Below are 17,498 nucleotides of genomic sequence, written 5' to 3'. Positions count from 1 at the left end.
CGATCACGTGCGCCCCAAGCCCCTCACCAGCAGCTCACCAGCACCGTCAGGCCGCCCGCGTCGCGCACCAGCCCTTCGGCGCCCTTGGCCTCGCCGGCCTGCGCGAGCGTGGGCTCCACCCCGGCCGAGGCCAGCACGCCCCGGATCGCCTCGGCGTCCAGCGCATAGGCTACGTCCTCGGGCAGCACCTGCCGTGTCCCCTCGCGCGGGAGCATCATGCCGATCACCGCGCCGTCCTCGGCCAGCACGGGCCCGCCCGCGTCGCCGGGCTGGGTCGAGATGTCGAGCCGGCGCACCTGCTCCTCGCCGTTCAGGCCCCGGACGTCCGCCAGCGTCCCGAAGGTCACTGCCGGCCGCGACAGCGCCCCGCCATAGGGGTAGCCCGCGACCGCGACCTCGGCCCCGATGCGGGGGGCGCCGGGCAGGAACCCGGCCACCGCGCGGGGCGCGAGCTCGGCCTGCGGCTGCAGCACCGCGAGGTTCAGCGTCGGGTCCGTGGTGACGACCCGCGCCGGGGTCGATTCGTCCAGCGTCACCTCCCGGCACTCGGCCACGGCGTCGGCGGTCGTCACCACCGTCCCCCGCGCGTCCACGTAGAAGCCCGTGGCCGTCCGCTCGGGCACCCGCACCTGAAGCCCCGACACGAGGTCCACCGCCTGATCCTCGCCCGCGTCGGCCGCGGGCTCCAGCACCCCCGGCAGGCGACGGAAGCTCGCCCGCATCGTCTCGATGAGGCGCGCGCGCCGGTCCTCGTCGCCCGCGGGCCAGACCAGCGTGAAGCCCTTGATCTGCCCGTCCACCAACCAGGCATAGGTGGTCGAGTGGATCTCTCCATTCCGGCCCTCGATGGCGAAGGCCTCCTCGGTACGCTGCCGCTCGCCCTCCTCGGGGACGATCTCCAGCGTCTGCAGGATCTCGTAGAGCCCCGCGAGCCGGTCGGCGTCGCCGGGCTGCGAGATCAGCACGACCTGCGGCCCGCCGGGCTCCTGCGCGTCGAAGCGGGCGAAGGGGGGCTCGTAGACCGGGCCCTGCAGCACCGCCATCGGCAGGTCGATCTGGATGCCCGTCCTTTCGTCGCGCACCGTCTCGATCCCCAGCCCGTCGAGGATGGCGTTGAAGGCGCCCAGGAGTTCGGCCCGCTGGCGGGCGGTCAGGATGCCCGTGGGCTCGTGGCCGTTCTGGGCCTGCCACAGCGCCATGGCGTTGCGGGTGCCGGGCCCGAAGGCGCCGTCGATGCCGCCCTCGTAGACGCCCGCCCACTGGAGCGCGGTCTGGAGCTGCTGCTTCTCGCCTAGCGACAGCGCGGCCTCGCTGGCCTGGGCCTGGGCGGGGGTCTCGTCGGGGATCGCGGGGTCGGCGGGTTGTGCGGTCACGTCGGGCTCGACGGGGGCCTGCGGCGCCGCGCCGGCCGGATACACGCGCTCGGCAAACTCCGCGCCGTCCGAGATTACGGAATCGACCGGGATCACGCCCTCGGCCAGGAGGTTCAGGAGCACCGCCTCGGCCTCGGCCTGCGAATAGGGGCCCAGCGCCACGGCGTAGCCGCCCGACTCCAGCTCGTAGCCCGCCACGTCGTCGGGAAGCTGCTCGGAGTAGCCCTGCGCGGCCAGTTGCGCGCCGTCGAGCGTGGGCAGCAGCTCCACGCGGACCCAAAGCCCGCCGTCCTGCGCCAGGGCCGCCCCCGTCATCGCCGCCATCAGGGCGATTCCCGCCACAGTCCGTCTCAGCATTCCGCCACTCCCCTTCCGTCGCGGGCCCGGTTTGCCCCGCCCGCCCGGCCGCCGCATCACAAATCGGCGTGTTGCGCCCCCGCGCCCGCGCCGACCGTGGCCCCCTTGCCCCGCCGGGGGGCGGCGACTAGACGAAGGGCCGACTGTTCCCAGGGGTGCCCCATGGCCGATAGCCCGCGTTCCTTCCAGGAGATCATCCTGCGCCTCCAGAGCTACTGGGGCGCCCAGGGCTGCGCGATCCTCCAGCCCTATGACATGGAGGTGGGGGCGGGGACCTTCCATCCGGCCACCACGCTGCGCGCTCTGGGCTCGCGTCCCTGGGCGGCCGCCTATGTCCAGCCCTCGCGCCGGCCCACCGACGGGCGGTATGGGGAGAACCCGAACCGGCTCCAGCACTACTACCAGTATCAGGTGCTCATCAAACCGAGCCCGCCGAACCTGCAGGAGCTGTATCTCGGCTCCCTCGACGCCATCGGCATCGACACGTCGCTGCACGACATCCGCTTCGTCGAGGACGACTGGGAGAGCCCGACCCTCGGCGCCTGGGGCCTGGGCTGGGAGGTCTGGTGCGACGGCATGGAGGTGTCGCAGTTCACCTATTTCCAGCAGGTCGGCGGCCACGACTGCCGCCCGGTGTCGGGCGAGCTGACCTACGGCCTCGAACGGCTCGCCATGTACGTGCTGGGCGTGGCGCATGTCATGGAGATGCCCTTCAACGACCCGTCATCCCCGATCCCTTTGACCTACGGCGACGTGTTCCGTCAAACCGAGGAGGAGTATTCGCGTCACAATTTCGACGCGGCGGACACCGAGCGCCTGTTCCGCCATTTCGAGGACGCGGAGCGGGAATGCCGCCGTCTCCTCGACAACGAGGATGTCGATCCGAAGACCGGCAAGCGCATCGTCATGGCGCATCCGGCCTATGACCAGTGCATCAAGGCCAGCCACCTCTTCAACCTGCTCGACGCACGCGGCGTGATCTCGGTGACCGAGCGGCAGGCCTTTATCGGCCGGGTCCGCGCGCTTGCCAAGCTTTGCGCCGACGCCTTCGTGCGCACCGAGGCCGGAGGCTTCGCGCCCGCCGCCTGAGCGACGGCCCGAACCGTTCGGGTCACGTCGCCATCACGGCCCGCCGGTCTGCGGCGCGGCCGCCGGTCGCGCGCGCCGAACGACGGGTCTGCTGCGGAAAAGGACGGAATAGCCGGGCTTCCATGATCGGCCACCTGCTCCGAAAAGGGGCGGTCCCGATGCGACCGCATTCCTGAAGCGAGCCTTCACTCAACTTACGCGGTATTATTAGCGCGACGAGCCGCATCCCAGTTGAAAAGGCCGTCCCCTTGCCTGGAAAGACAATCTCTCACGATTGTGTCAGAACTTTGTCCTTTTCGCGGCGCGTCTCTTGTGGTCTCAAGAAGTGCCAGTGGCCCGGCGAATGGCTCGTTTGGAATGGCGAAGGGGAAGTGACCGTCCATGGAAACGTCGGGATGGAAATGCGTCGGAAACGGTCCGTCGCGCTCGTCTCGTTCCGCGCCATGGCTTGGTCGCCATCCCGACGCGACGGACGTCGTTGCCGGCAGGCTGGCCGAAGCCCAGGGCCTGTGGCGCGCAGGTCCAGGACCCTGGCAGGGACGATCGCGGCGGCCCGGCGCGGACCTTTCAGAATGGCCGAAACCCGGCCTTACGGAAGCGCCCCGGGCCTGCATTGGTGAAGCGTGACGGCCGGCCCTGCCGCGCCGAAGTGGTGATGAACGGAGAACGGCATGGCGACGTCCGGTGAAGCCAAGTTGAGCGTGACGCTGAATGGCGGAATTCAGAGCTCCAATTTCAACAACAATGCGTTCCGGATCGAGAACACCGGAATCAAGGCCATTTCCAAGGTCGAGATCGACGTCACCGGCGCCCTGTTCCCCGACGCGGTCTTCGACCCGTTCGGGCTGGCGGGCGACACGGCGTTCAAGAAGCTCACGATCAACACCAACGGGCTGACCGGGGTCGTCGCCCCGTCGGACCAGACCTCCTACATCGGCACGGGGGGCAAGTCCGGCTACGAGACCATCCAGATCCTCTTCGACCCGGCGGTGAACGGGGGATTCCAGCCCGGCGAGGCCCTGGGCTTCTCGATCGACATGGACCCCAATTCCGTCGCGGGCAGCCTCAAGGCTACGTTGGACGCCGGCTCGACGCCCACCTGGGACGTGGGGGGCGTCAGCGGGGCCGAACTCGTCGGCTCGACGTTCACCGTCACCTTCACGGACGGGACGACCGCGCGGGGGCAACTCCAGGCGGTGGCCAACACCGCCACCTCCAACAGCCAAGGCGGCGCGCAGGCGCTGGCGACCGAGGTGGCGCCCGTGGGCTCGGTGACGCTGACCGTCGACGGGCTCGCGCCCGGCGCGGCGGGCACCTACGACGACGCGCCGCAGGTGATCGTGTCCGGGCCCGCCGGGCAAGTGGCGCGGGTCGTCCTGGCCAAGGGCATGGCCCAGCCGCTGGAGAACCTCTTCGATGGCGCCTATGCCGCGCAGTTCGATGCGCAGATGACGGCCCTGCAGGCCTCGGCATTCCCTGCGAACAACGCGGTCTCGTTCCAGGTCCACGACGTCGTGCTGACCGGAGCGCCGCAGAACATCACGTCGCTGTTCAACTTCACCAGCGTGCCCGTCGCCGGGGTCCTGAACGGGGACCGCCTGCCGCTCGGCTTCGTCGCCGGCCTGATCGACAAGGCCAACGGCGATCTTCCGGTCGGGCCGGTCACGGCCCCGATCCACCTTCGCGCGGTGAACGCGGCGCCCCTCGCCGACGACGACACGGTGACCGTCGCGGCGGGCGAGTCCGGCACCCTGGCGGTGCTGGCCGACGACACCGATGCGGACGGCGACACCCTGAGCCTCTGGTCCTTCACCCAGGGCGCCAACGGCAGCGTGGTCCGCAACGCGGACGGCACGCTGACCTACACGCCCCGGGCGGGCTTCAGCGGGACGGACAGCTTCGGCTACACCGCGATCGACGGTCTGGGGGGGCGGGACGCCGGCACGGTCTCCGTCAACGTCCAGGCCGCCGCGGCCGCGGCCGTGGAGATGTGGCTGATCGATCCCCTGACCGACCAGCGCGTCGGCCGGATCGCCGATGGGCAGAGCATCGACCCGGACCTGCTGTCGGGCGGCCAGTACAGCATCGAGGTGGTCCCCGATCCGAGCCTGGGCGCCAGGAGCGTCAAGCTGACGCTGGGAAGCCAGGTCCGCATCGAGGGCGCCGCGCCCTATGCCCTGTTCGGGGACAGCAGCGGCAACTTCGCGGGCGTCGCGCTGCCGAGCGGGCCGCAGACCCTTCTCGTGCAGGTCTACTCCGGCACCAACGCCTCGGGGACGCTCCTGTTCGATCAGGCGCTCGACTACAGCTTCGTGGCGCCCGCCCCCAATGCGGCGCCCGTGGCGGGGGATGACGTGGCGACGGGGGCGGAGGACGCGGCGATCACGGTGTCGGTGCTGGGCAACGACCGCGACTCGGACGGGGGCGTGCTGAGCGTGACGGCGGTGACGCAGGGGGCGAACGGCGCGGTGGCGGTGAACGCCAACGGCACGCTGACCTACACGCCCAAGGCGAACTTCTTCGGCACCGACAGCTTCACCTACACGGTGTCGGACGGGCAGGGCGGCACGGACACGGCCAGCGTGTCGGTGACGGTGAGCCCGGTCAACGACGCGCCGGTGGCGGGGGACGACACGGGCCGCACGGCGGCGGGCCAGGCGGTCACGGTGTCGGTGCTGGGCAACGACAGCGACGTGGACGGGGGCACGCTGAGCGTGGGCTCGGTCACGCAGGGCGCGAACGGCGCGGTGGTGAAGAACGCGGACGGCACGCTGACCTACACGCCCCGGGCGGGCTTCAGCGGCGCCGACAGCTTCACCTACACGGTGTCGGACGGGCAGGGCGGCACGGACACGGCCAGCGTGGCGGTGACGGTCGACCCGGCGGCCGGCGCGACCCTGGTGGCGGCGGTCAACGCGGGCGGGCCGGCCTTCACGGCCGCCGACGGCGACGCGCACGCGGCCGACCAGTTCTTCACGGGCGGCAAGGCCTACAAGAAGGTCGCGGCGATCGCGGGCACGGTGGACGACGCGCTCTACCAGACCGAGCGCTTCGGCAACTTCACCTACGCGGTGCCCGTCGAGAACGGCACCTACGAGGTGACGCTCAAGTTCGCCGAGATCTTCTTCAGCGCCGCCGGGCAGCGGGTGTTCGACGTGGCGGCCGAAGGCCAGGTGGTGATCAACGACCTCGACATCTGGTCGGCGGCGGGGGGCAAGAACATCGCCTACGACGTGCCGGTCACGGTGCAGGTCTCCGACGGCGTGCTCAACCTCCAGTTCATCAACGGCATCGAGAACGCCAAGGTCAACGCCATCGAGATCAACCGCCTCACCGGCCCCGCCCCCAATGCGGCGCCCGTGGCGGGGGCCGATGCCGCCACAACCTCGACGGACACGCCGGTGATGATCGACGTGCTGGCCAACGACCGCGACTCCGATGGCGGCACCCTGCGGATCCAGGGCGCGACGGCGCCGGCCAACGGCACCGCGACCGTGGACGACCGGGGCACGAGCGCCACGACCGACGACCGGATCGTCTACACCCCCAAGGCCGGCTTCACCGGCACCGACACCTTCTCCTACACCGTCGCGGACGGCCAGGGCGGGACGGACACGGAAACGGTTACGGTGTCCGTGGAGTCGCCCGACCAGGTGGCCTTCACGACGGTCTCCCTGACCGGCATCCCGGACAAGAGCTACACCTCGATCCAGTTCGGGCCGGACGGGCGCCTCTACGCATCGAGCCGCTTCGGCGAGATCTTCGCCATCGACGTGGAGCAGCGCGTCGACGCCAGCGGCAAGATCATCGGCTACGCGGCCACGCGGGTCGAGACGATCAACCTCATCAACACCATTCCCAACCACAACGACGACGGGACGCTCAATACCGCCATCACGAACCGGCAGGTGACCGGGATCGTGGTGGCCGGCACCGCCGACCGGCCCGTGATCTACGTGGGGTCGAGCGACCCGCGCGAGGGCGGCGGGAGCGGCGGCGGCAAGGGCGACACCGGGCTCGACACCAACTCGGGCGTCCTGTCGCGGCTGTCGTGGAACGGCGCCTTGTGGGAGAAGGTGGACCTCGTCCGCGGCCTGCCCCGGTCGGAGGAGAACCATTCCACCAACGGCCTCGCGCTGACCACCGACCCCGAGACCGGCCATAAGGTCCTGCTCGTGGCGCAGGGGGGGCACACGAACGCCGGCGCGCCGTCGGTCAACTTCGCCTATTCCAACGAATACGCCCTTTCGGCCGCGATCCTGGAGGTCGACCTGACCGTCCTGGAAAGCGGGACGGGCGCCTACTCGGTCAAGACCGACGGGGCGCACAGGTACGTCTACGACATCCCCACCGTGCTGGGCCCGGTCTTCGGGGGGCAGGACGGCCTCAACCAGGCCCGGCTCGTCGCGGGCGGGCCCGTCCAGGTCTATTCCTCGGGCTACCGGAACCCCTATGACGTCGTGGTCACCGAGGCCGGCGAGGTCTACACCATCGACAACGGCGCCAACCAGGGCTGGGGCGGGCTGCCGGACGGGGAAGGGACGACGAACGTCACCAACAAGATTCCGACCCTCGATCCGAACGGCAGCAAGAGCGTCAACAACCTCGACCATCTCGAATACATCCCCCAGGCCGGCTACTACGCGGGGCACCCGAACCCCGTGCGGGCCAATCCGACCGGCGCGGGCGTGACCTACACCAGCGCCTCCGGGACCGAGACCTGGACCCAGAGGCCGCCGGGAACCTGGCCGCCGGTCGATCCGGGCCTGTCCTTCCCCGAGGACGGCGACTTCCGCCTGCCCGGCGTGGAGGACGACGCCCTCGTTACCTGGGCGGTCTCGACCAACGGCCTCGACGAGTACACCGCCTCCAACTTCGGCGGGGCGCTCAAGGGCAGCCTGATCGCGGCGGCCTTCGATTCGAGCATCTACCGGATCGACGTCGATCCGACCAAGTCCGGCGCGACCAAGGAGGCGATCGCCAGCGGGCTGAGCGGCACGCCGCTCGACGTTATCGCGCAGGGCGACTTCGACCGCTTCCCCGGCACGATCTGGATCGCCTACGTCGCAGGGACGTCGGACATCCAGGTGCTCGTCCCGACCACCGTGAACGGCACCGCCAACGACCTCGACGGCGACGGCTACAGCAACGAGGACGAGCTCGCCAACGGCACCAATCCCAACAGCCCGTCGAGCATCCCGCCGGACAACGACACGGACCGGCTCTCCGACCTGCGCGACCTCAACGACGACAACGACGGCCAGGCCGACCGCCTCGATCACTTCGCGCTCGACGCGGCCAACGGCACGGCGCTCACCGTCACGGGCAGCGAGGGCTTCTTCAACCCGCTGCGCAACGACAATCCGGGCTACGGCTTCAGCGGCCTGGGCTTCACGGGCTGGATGAGCAACGGCACGGCAGACTACCTGAACCAGTACGACGACGACAACCTGATCGCCGGCGGGACCTCGGGCATCTTCACCATCATCCAGACGACCTCGGGGGATGCCCGCGGCAGCCTGAACACGCAGGACAACGGTTTCCAGTTCGGCGTGCGCAGCGACCTGGCGGGGTCGGGCTTCGACTCCTTCCTCGTCAACGCCCGGATGCTCAGCGTCTTCGCGCCGCTGACGGCGGCCCAGCTCGCCAACGGGCAGTCGGCCGGCATCCAGATCGGGACCGGCGACCAGGACAACTACATCAAGCTCGCGGTGGCCTCGAACGGCGGCAAGCTCGCCATCGCGGTGCTGCGCGAGGAGGGCGGGCAGGTTTCCGAGACCTTCATCCCCGCCACGATCCCCATCGGCGCGCAGGTCGACCTGTTCTTCCAGGTCAATCCCACGGCGGGCACCGTGACCCCCGCCTGGCAGGTCGACGGCGGCGAGCTCCAGACCGGGGCGGCCATCACGCTGGCCGCCGACAGCGAGATCCTGTCGGCCATCCGGGGGACCTACCAGAACGGCACCGAGCCCAGCGCCCTGGCGGTGGGGGTGATCGCGACGCATGGCAGCACAGGAACGCCGTTCTCGGCCCAGTACGACCACATCAACGTCTATGCCGGCTCGCTCGCGACGCAGGCGACGACCACGGTCCTCCTGGCCGAGAGCAACCTGGAGGCGCTGACCTTCGACGCCAACGACACCTTCATCTTCGGGGGAGACCTGACCTTCGAGGAGGTCAGCAGGCTCAATCTGGACCGGCCGCTGCCCCCGGGGATCCTGATCAGGGAGGCGCTCCCGCCCGGCCTCGCCAAGAGGGACGTGCTCCCGCCCGGCCTGGACAAGAAGGACGTGCTCCCGCCCGGCCTCCAGAAGCGGGTGACGACCGAGCAGGACGGTCAGGAGACGGGCCCGGACGACCGCCTGTCGGCACCCCTCGACCGTGCCGCTTCGGCCCAGCCCGAGGCGTCGGGCCGCGATCTGGCCGGGGTGCTGGCGGCGCAGGGCGCGGAGGACGGAATCATGGCGTCCGCCGACGACTGGCTGGCCTGGGCCTAGAACGGGCAGGCGGCAGGCCGGGCTGGGCGAGCTTGACTTGCCGATGAGGAGGCCGCCATGGTCGTCCCAGCACCTCGGGGCGGCCTGTGGCGGCCCGGCCCGTCCCCAGGATGCGGGACGGGGACCGGAATCCCTGGGCGGGGGCATCACGCCAACGGCAACCCGGCCCCGCGCATGTCGGCGGGCCTGTGAATTCGGAGCGAGTGAGACTGGGTACCCTGCACATCTGCATCAGCGAGAACCGGCCCGCGGACGAGGTCGGTGTCAAGCTCCTCGTCCTCAGCCTGGCCCGGCACGAGCCGACCGCCATCCTGCATCTCTTCGTCAACGACCTGAGCGACGGGCTGAAGGCGTGGCTTTCGGCGCGCCCGAACGTGATCCAGGACAGCCTGCCGATCGACCCGGATCTGACCTGGAACATCAAGCCCAGGCTCCTGACCAAGCTTCTGGACGATGACCTCGACTCGGTCGTCTGGATCGACTCCGACATCATCGTGACCGCGCCCATCGGCCGCTTCTTCGACGGGCTGGACGACGACACCCTCGTGCTGACCGAGGAATACTTCGGCTACCGGAACCAAGGCGCCGCCGTGCGGACGCAGGGCTGGAAGCTGCCCGCCGGGCGCGATCTGCCCTTCACGCCCAACAGCGCCGTGCTCCGCGTCACCCAGCGTCACCGGCCGCTCCTGTCCGCCTGGCAGGCTCTTCTGGAGCGGCCGGACTACCTCGCGGCCCAAGCCGCGCCGTGGGCGCAGCGCCCCTTCTACATGATGGGGGACCAGGACGCCCTGTCGGCCCTCCTGGGCAGCCGCGACTTCGCCCATGTGCCCGTGCAGCCGCTCCGCCGGGGCAGGGACATCGCCCAGTGCTTCAAGGAGGACGGCTACAGCCCGACCGAGCGGCTGGCCAACCTGCGCAGCCTGCCGCCCTTCATCCACGCCCAGGGCGGAAAGCCCTGGCGTCCGGTGGCCCGGTCGATGGCCTATCAGTCCGTCAGCCCCTTCTGGTATGCCGCGCAGCCCTACCGGGACGAGCTGACCTCCGACGAGCGACGCTGGCTCGACGAACGTCCTGCCTCGGCCCGCGTGCTGCACGCCATGACGCTGGGGCATCCCAGCCTCGCGGGGCTTCCGCCGGCCGTCGGACGCGTCGTGGCCAAGCGGTGGGCCGCGGCGGCTCGACGGGCAAGGAAGCTGATGCAGCGGTAGCATGGTGCCGGCCGCGTCCCGAAGCAGGACGGCAAGGAGGCCGGCCCGTGCGGCTCGGGTCGGCTCGGATCGATCAGGAATGGGTGCGCACGCGTGAAGATCTCGGTCATCATCCCCACCTTCAACAACGAGGACACGCTCGGGGCGACGGTCCGGTCCGTGCTGGCGCAGGATCACGGCGATCTCGAAGCCGTCGTCGTGAACGACGGAGGCCGTTCGCCGTCGGGCTTCCTGGACATTTCCGATCCGCGCCTCAGGGTCATCGACCTGCCAAGCAACGGGGGCGTGTCCCGCGCGCGCAACCGCGGCTTCCACGAGACCTCGGGCGAGCTGGTCCTGTTCCTCGACTCCGACGACGTGGTGGCGCCCGATCTCCTCTCCTTCGCGGCGCGCGTCCTCTCCGACCCCGCCATCGCCGTCCTCGCCGTCGGGCACGAGACCGTCGAGGACGACGTCATCCGGGACAAGGGCCTCGTGCTACCGACGCATCGCTCGGAGGGGCTCCGCACCCTGTCCGCCCGCGACAGCTTCGACCTGATGCGCCGCCGGCCGAGCGCCCTGCTGCCTTCGGGCATGGTCTTCCGCCGCCGGGTCGTGGCCGACGCCGCGGGGCCCGAGCCCTTCCACACCGGGCTCAAGATCGCGCAGGACACGCTCATGATCCTGCTGGTCGCCTGGAAGAACGAGATCCGCCTGTCCGACGACAAGTACTTCATCTACCGGGTCCGTCCCGACAGCCTCAGCCGGAACGAGCGCAGGACCCTGCTGGAGCGGATCGAGGTCATGGACATCTGTGCCGCGACCATCCGGCAGGCCGGGGGCGACCCGGCGCTCGTGGACCTGGCGCGGCGGATGCGCCAGAACTCGGCCCGTCGGGTGGCCCGGCTTCTCCGGCAGGACGGCGACCGCCACGGGGCCCGCCGCATCCTGGCCGCGGACCTGAGGCACCGGTTCAACTGGAAGTCCGCCGTCGAGTACGCGGCCACGCTGGCGCGACGCTGACAGGCCCCGCGCGGCGGCTCCGGCCCGTCACGCCTTGTGCGCAGGGCCGAGCGGGGGTAGGTGCGGGGCGCTAGGCGGCTCTTGGGAAGATCGGTGCTCGGACGGATTATCGTGGTCACGATCCTGGCGCTCGCCGTCCTGGGCGGGGCCCTTCTCTACTACATGCAGGTCTACGCCTTCTACGAGGAGCTGACCCCCGAGCAGGCCGGGCCCATCGCGCTCTCGCTCGCCGACGGCTCGGGCTCCGAGCCCCTGCGCGTCTCGGACCTGCGCGCCATCGACGCCGGATCCTCGCCCATCCGCTTCCGTGCCTGCTTCACGCAGGGCGAGCCGTTCGACAGCCTCGCCGCCCGCGCGCAGCCCTACGAGGACCCCCGGCCGCTCAATGCGCCCGGCTGGTTCGACTGCTTCGACGCCCCCGCCATCGGCGCGGCGCTGGAATCGGGGCAGGCGCGCGCGTTCCTGTCCGCCAAGGACATCCGCTACGGCATCGACCGGGTCGTGGCCCTGTTCCCCGACGGGCGCGGCTATGCCTGGCACCAGATCAACGCCTGCGGCGAGGTCGTCTTCGACGGCGAGCCCCCGCCCGAAGGCTGCCCCCCCGTTCCCGAAAGCGAATGAGATGCCCGACCTCCTGATCGAGCTCCTGTCCGAGGAGATCCCCGCCCGGATGCAGGCCAAGGCCGCCGAGGACCTGCGCCGCCTGATGACCGACGGCCTGGTCGAATCCGGGCTGACCTACGCCCACGCCGCGAGCTTCGCGACGCCCCGCCGCCTCGCGCTGACCGTCGAGGGCCTGTCCGAGCGGTCGCGCCCCGTGCGGGAAGAGCGCAAGGGGCCCGCGACCACCGCGCCCGAGGCCGCGATCCAGGGCTTCCTGCGCTCCACCGGCCTGACGCTCGACCAGTTGGAGACCCGCGCCGACAAGAAGGGTCAGGCCTACTTCGCCGTCATCGAGAAGCCCGGCCGCGAAGCCGCCGCCATCGTCGCCGAGGTGCTGGAACGGACGATCCGCGACTTCCCCTGGCCCAAGTCGATGCGCTGGGGCTCCGGGTCGCTGCGCTGGGTGCGCCCGCTCCAGTCCATCCTTTGCCTGCTGGTCGCCGAGGAGGGCGCCGAGGTCGTCCCCTTCGAGATCGAGGGCATCAGGGCGTCCAACGTCACGCGCGGCCACCGCTTCCACGCGCCCGCCGAGTTCGCCGCCACGTCCTTCGAGGACTACGAGCAGAAGCTCACCCGCGCCCACGTCATCCTGCGCCCCGAGGAGCGCAAGGACCGCATCCGCCACGACGCCGCCACGCTCGCCTTCGCGCGCGGGCTGGAGATCGTCCCCGACGAGGGGCTGCTCTCGGAGGTCGCGGGCCTCGTCGAATGGCCCGTGACGCTGATGGGCCAGATCGAGGAACAGTTCCTGGGCTTGCCGCCCGAGGTGCTGCAAACCTCGATGAAGGAGCACCAGAAGTTCTTCTCCGTGAAGAACCCCGCCACGTCCCGCATCGAGGGCTTCGTGACGGTCGCCAACATCGAGACCGCCGACCGGGGCGAGACGATCCTGGCGGGCAACGCCAAGGTCCTCCGTGCCCGCCTCTCGGACGCGCGCTTCTTCTGGGAGAACGACCTGCGGGTGGCCAAGTCCGGCATGGAGGAGTGGAAGGAGGGCCTGCGCGCCGTCACCTTCCACAACAAGCTGGGCAGCCAGTGGGAACGCATCGAGCGCATCGCGGCGCTCGCCCGCGAGATCGCGCCCCATGTCAGCGCGGACCCGGACCTCGCGGCCCAAGCCGCCGAGGTCGCCAAGCTCGACCTCCGCTCCGCGATGGTGGGCGAGTTCCCCGAGCTTCAGGGCCTCATGGGCCGCTACTACGCCGACGCGGCGGGCCTGCCCGCCGAGGTCGCCGCGGCGGCCGAGGAGCACTACTCCCCCCTCGGCCCCAACGACGAGGTGCCCACCGCCCCGGTGTCGGTGGCCGTCGCACTAGCTGACAAGCTTTTTGCGCTCGTCGGATTCTGGGCCATTGATGAGAAGCCTACAGGAAGCAAAGATCCATATGCTCTCCGTCGGGCAGCACTGGGTGTCATCAGAACCGTTCTCCACAACGGTTCTCGCATCAATCTAAGACGGCCCATCTCTTACGAGTTTGCGGCGTTGCCTTCAGTAGTCGCTCGCGGAGTTTTCAAGGAGATTGCTCCCGGGAAGGTCGATGGCGAACGGCTAATGCGGGCGCTCGATGGTGTTCTTCCTGACGGTAAGACCGTCTCCTTGACCTTGGCCATGATGAGAGACTTCGATCTCTTCTTGTCGCAGTATGAGGATGAAGAGCTTCAGTACCAGATCGTGGAAGCAATCTCGGCAAATCTGATTGGTCGTTCAATTGACGTCGCCCATGATACTGCCGACCTCCTCTCCTTCCTCCACGACCGCCTGAAGGTCCACCTCCGCGACCAGGGCATCCGGCACGACGTCATCGACGCCTGCCTCGCCATGCCGGGGAACGACGATCTCGTCCTCCTCGTGCGCCGGGCCGAGGCGCTGAGCGCCTTTCTCAAGACCGAGGACGGCACCAACCTGCTCCAGGGCTTCAAGCGCGCGGCGAACCTGCTCGCGCAGGCCGAGGCCAAGGACGGCGTGGAATACTCCTACGGCGCCGACCGGAAATGGGCCGAATACCCCGAGGAGGAGGCGATCTTCGATGCGCTCGACGCGGCGGAGCAGCGCATCCGCCCGGCGATGGAGCAGGAGGACTTCGGAGAGGCCATGTCGGCGCTCGCCGCCCTTCGCGCCCCGCTCGACGCCTTCCTGACGGCGGCGCAGGTGAACACGCCGAACCAGGTGATCCGCCGCAACCGCCTCAACCTCCTGAGCCGCATCCGCCGGCTCTGCCTAGAGGTCGCGGACCTCACGCGCGTCGAGGGGTGAGGCGCGACCGGAAACCGTCCCGGGGACGGTTTCCGGCGTCGAACGGCCTACGCCGGGGACGGCGCGAGTCCCCGCCCGGCGGTGCTCGTGCCCTGCGCGAACACCCGCCGATCCCGTTCACGTCTCCTTAACCCCACCGCGCGGTGCCGCAAGGAAGCCTTAATCATCCTGTGGGAGGCTCGGGTCATGGCCAACCCGCGCGATCTCCGTTCCGACCTCCTCGATGGACCTCACCAAAGGTCCGACGACGCGGCCCTTTCCGCAGCCCCGTCCGCGCACTACTCTCGGTCCCGAAAGGATGCCGCAGTGCAGCGACACGTCACCTTCCCGCAGATCACCCTGGTCACCCCGGACGCCCCCATGTCGCCCGAGGTCTACGGCGGCCGTGCGAAGTGCCTCCAGCGGCTCATCCGGCTCGACATGCCGGTGCCGCTCACGGTGGCGCTGTCCTTCGACTGCGTGCGCGACATCGCCAAGGGCCGGATGCCCGACCTGAGCCCGGTCATCGCGCCCTTCGGCTTCGCGCCGCTCCTCTCGGTGCGGCCCTCCTCGCTCGACCCCGACTGGGGCGGGCCGGGGGCGATCCTCAACATCGGCATGAACCACGAACGGCACGAGGCGCTGGCCCTCACGGCCGGCGAACGGGCGGCGACATCGCTCTATCTCCGCTTCATCCAGAGCTACGCGGTGCAGGTCGCGCGCCTCGACCCCGATCCCTTCGACCTGCCGGCCGAGCCCAACCGCGCCACGCTCAAGGCCATGCTCGACGCCTACGAGAACGAGACGGACGAACCCTTCCCGCAGGACCCCGCCACGCAACTGGCCGAGGTGCTGCGCTCCATGGCCCGCGCCTGGGACGGCACCACCGCGCGGCTCCTCCGGCAGGCCAAGGGCGCGCCGGCCGACGCGGGGCTGGGCCTTGTCGTGCAGGCCATGGCGCTGGGCGTCGGCCGGGGCGAGAGCGGGTCCGGCGTCATTCAGTTCGTGGACAGCGAAACGGGCGAGCCCCGCATCACGGGCCGCTACCTGGGCCAGAGCCAGGGGCGCGAGGCCCTGCGCGACAGGCGCGACGCCATCCCGCTGACCAGGGCCGAGGGCTCCCCCTCGCTGGAGGAGGTCGCCCCCTTCGCGCTGCGCGAGCTGCTGGCCCACGGCACCACGGGGCGCGAGCGTCTGCGCGAGGAGATGCAGATGGAGTTCACGCTCGAGAACGGGCGGCTCTGCATCCTCGACTCGGTGCGCGTGCCGCGCAGCCCCCGCGCCGCCATCCGCATCGCGGTCAGCCTGGCCCAGGACGGCGTGATCCCGCGCGAGGAGGCGGTGATGCGGGTCGAGCCCGGCTCGCTGTCCTCGCTCCTCCACCGGCAGGTGGACCCCACGGCCCCCCGCGACCGCATCGTGACGGGGATCGCCGCCAGCCCCGGCGCCGCCTCGGGGCGGATCGTGCTGGCCGCCGCCGACGCCCAGGCCTTCGCCGCGCGGGGCGAGCCCTGCATCCTCGTCCGGCGCGAGACCACGCCCGAGGACATCCGCGGGATGCACGCGGCCTCGGCGGTGCTGACGGTCCGCGGCGGCGTCACCAGCCATGCCGCCGTCATCGGGCGGGGGTTGGGCCTGCCCTGCGTCGTCGGCGCCTCCCACCTCGAGATCGACCGCCGCCGCCGTGCCATCATCGCGCCGGGCGGACGGATCTTCCACGAAGGCGACATCATCACCGTGGACGGCACCGCCGGAGAGGTGCTGGCTGGCGAGGCGCCCACGCTGGACGCCGCGCTCGACGACAGCTTCCGCACGCTCCTGTCCTGGGCGGACGAGTTCCGCGACGTGGGCGTGCGCGCCAACGCCGACACGCCGCAGGACGCCCGCATCGCCCGCGACTTCGACGCGCAGGGCATCGGCCTGTGCCGGACCGAGCACATGTTCTTCGAAGGCGAGCGCATCGGCATGATGCGCGAGATGATCTTCGCCGAAGGGGCGCAGGCCCGGCGCGCCGTTCTGGACCGCCTCCTGCCCATGCAGCGCGCCGACTTCGCCGCGCTCTTCCGCATCATGGCCGGCCAGCCCGTCTGCATCCGGCTCTTCGACCCCCCGCTGCACGAATTCCTGCCCTCCGACCGCCAGTCGCTGCGCGACCTGGCCGAGGGTCTGTCGCGCCCGCTCTCGGACGTGGAGGCCCGCGTCGAGGCCCTGCGCGAGTACAACCCGATGCTCGGCCTGCGCGGCGTGCGCTTGGGCATCACCGTGCCCGAGATCTACGAGATGCAGGCCCGCGCCATCTTCGAGGCGGCGGTCCTGGCGGGCCGCGACGGCGAGCCCGTCGTGCCCGAGGTGATGATCCCCCTCGTCTCCGCCAAGCGCGAGGTGGAGTTGGTGAAGGCCCGCGTCGACGCCGTGGCCTCGGCCGTGCGGGCCGAGACGGGCGTGGCCTTCGCCTACCGCTTGGGCGTGATGGTCGAGACGCCGCGCGCCGCTCTGCGCGCCGCCGAGATCGCGCAGCACTCGGCCTTCCTGTCCTTCGGCACCAACGACCTCACGCAGATGACCTATGGTCTGTCGCGTGACGACGCAGGCCGTTTCCTCGGCTCCTATGTCGAACAGGGCGTCTACGAGGAGGACCCCTTTCATACGCTCGACCTCGACGGGGTAGGGGAACTCCTCCGCATCGGGGCCTCGCGGGGACGGCAGGGACGCCCCGACGTGACGCTCGCCATCTGCGGCGAGCACGCCGGCACGCGCCGCGCCATCGAGTTCTGCCGCCGCGAAGGCTTCGATTACGTCTCCTGTTCGCCCTATCGCGTGCCCATTGCGCGGCTTTCCGCCGCTCAGGTTTCCTTGTGCAACCGTCGCCTTTCTGAAGGTTAGAAGGCGTTCCTAATGTCACTCGCGAAGATGCGCGGGTTTCCTCCCGGTCCGATGGCGACGCCCCGCCGAACCGACTGTGGCCGCATGGACACAGATGATCCGAATTTCGTAACCCCTTTCCGTTGCGGGGCTCACCCGCACGGAACGATGGGACAGCGAAATGACGATCAGGTCCAGGCTTTCCGCCTGCGGT

General features: G+C 70.3%; 8 protein-coding genes. 7 read left to right on the top strand and 1 reads right to left on the bottom strand.

Going from position 1 to position 17,498, the window contains the following annotated elements; genetic code table 11:
* Positions 1-23 precede the first annotated feature (23 nt).
* On the bottom strand, positions 24-1,730 hold the full coding sequence (locus tag FHG71_RS00250; protein WP_246045277.1) for a trypsin-like peptidase domain-containing protein: 1,707 nt from the start codon (positions 1,728-1,730) through the stop codon (positions 24-26).
* A gap of 162 nt (positions 1,731-1,892) precedes the next feature.
* Here FHG71_RS00250 and FHG71_RS00245 point away from each other — a divergent pair, with 162 nt between their 5' ends.
* The 7 genes from FHG71_RS00245 to FHG71_RS00215 all read left to right on the top strand — a co-directional run bounded on the left by FHG71_RS00245 (position 1,893) and on the right by FHG71_RS00215 (position 17,305).
* Positions 1,893-2,819 carry a glycine--tRNA ligase subunit alpha gene (locus FHG71_RS00245; RefSeq protein WP_139079603.1) on the top strand — a complete coding sequence of 309 codons (927 nt, stop codon included), beginning with the start codon at positions 1,893-1,895 and terminating at the stop codon, positions 2,817-2,819.
* Positions 2,820-3,490: 671 nt separating this feature from the next.
* A complete protein-coding gene (locus FHG71_RS00240; protein WP_139079602.1) occupies positions 3,491-9,316 on the top strand; it encodes an Ig-like domain-containing protein in 5,826 nt (1,941 codons plus the stop codon).
* A 203-nt stretch (positions 9,317-9,519) separates the two neighbouring features.
* Complete coding sequence (locus FHG71_RS00235; protein WP_139079601.1) at positions 9,520-10,524, top strand: hypothetical protein; 1,005 nt, start codon at positions 9,520-9,522, stop codon at positions 10,522-10,524.
* A gap of 93 nt (positions 10,525-10,617) precedes the next feature.
* On the top strand, positions 10,618-11,526 hold the full coding sequence (locus FHG71_RS00230) for a glycosyltransferase family 2 protein (protein ID WP_176559217.1): 909 nt from the start codon (positions 10,618-10,620) through the stop codon (positions 11,524-11,526).
* Between the two features lie 93 nt (positions 11,527-11,619).
* A complete protein-coding gene (locus FHG71_RS00225) occupies positions 11,620-12,147 on the top strand; it encodes a DUF6446 family protein (protein ID WP_139079599.1) in 528 nt (175 codons plus the stop codon).
* A 1-nt stretch (position 12,148) separates the two neighbouring features.
* A complete protein-coding gene (gene glyS / locus FHG71_RS00220) occupies positions 12,149-14,443 on the top strand; it encodes a glycine--tRNA ligase subunit beta (protein WP_139079598.1) in 2,295 nt (764 codons plus the stop codon).
* 360 nt (positions 14,444-14,803) lie between these two features.
* The gene (locus tag FHG71_RS00215) at positions 14,804-17,305 is read left to right on the top strand and encodes a putative PEP-binding protein (protein WP_139079991.1); all 2,502 of its coding nucleotides are present in this window, start codon (positions 14,804-14,806) and stop codon (positions 17,303-17,305) included.
* Positions 17,306-17,498 lie beyond the last annotated feature (193 nt).

The organism is Rubellimicrobium roseum, from assembly GCF_006152145.1.
In the GTDB taxonomy this organism is placed as follows: domain Bacteria; phylum Pseudomonadota; class Alphaproteobacteria; order Rhodobacterales; family Rhodobacteraceae; genus Rubellimicrobium; species Rubellimicrobium roseum.
The sequence above is the reverse complement of the archived record's forward strand: the minus strand, read 5'-3'. Positions and strand labels throughout refer to the sequence as shown.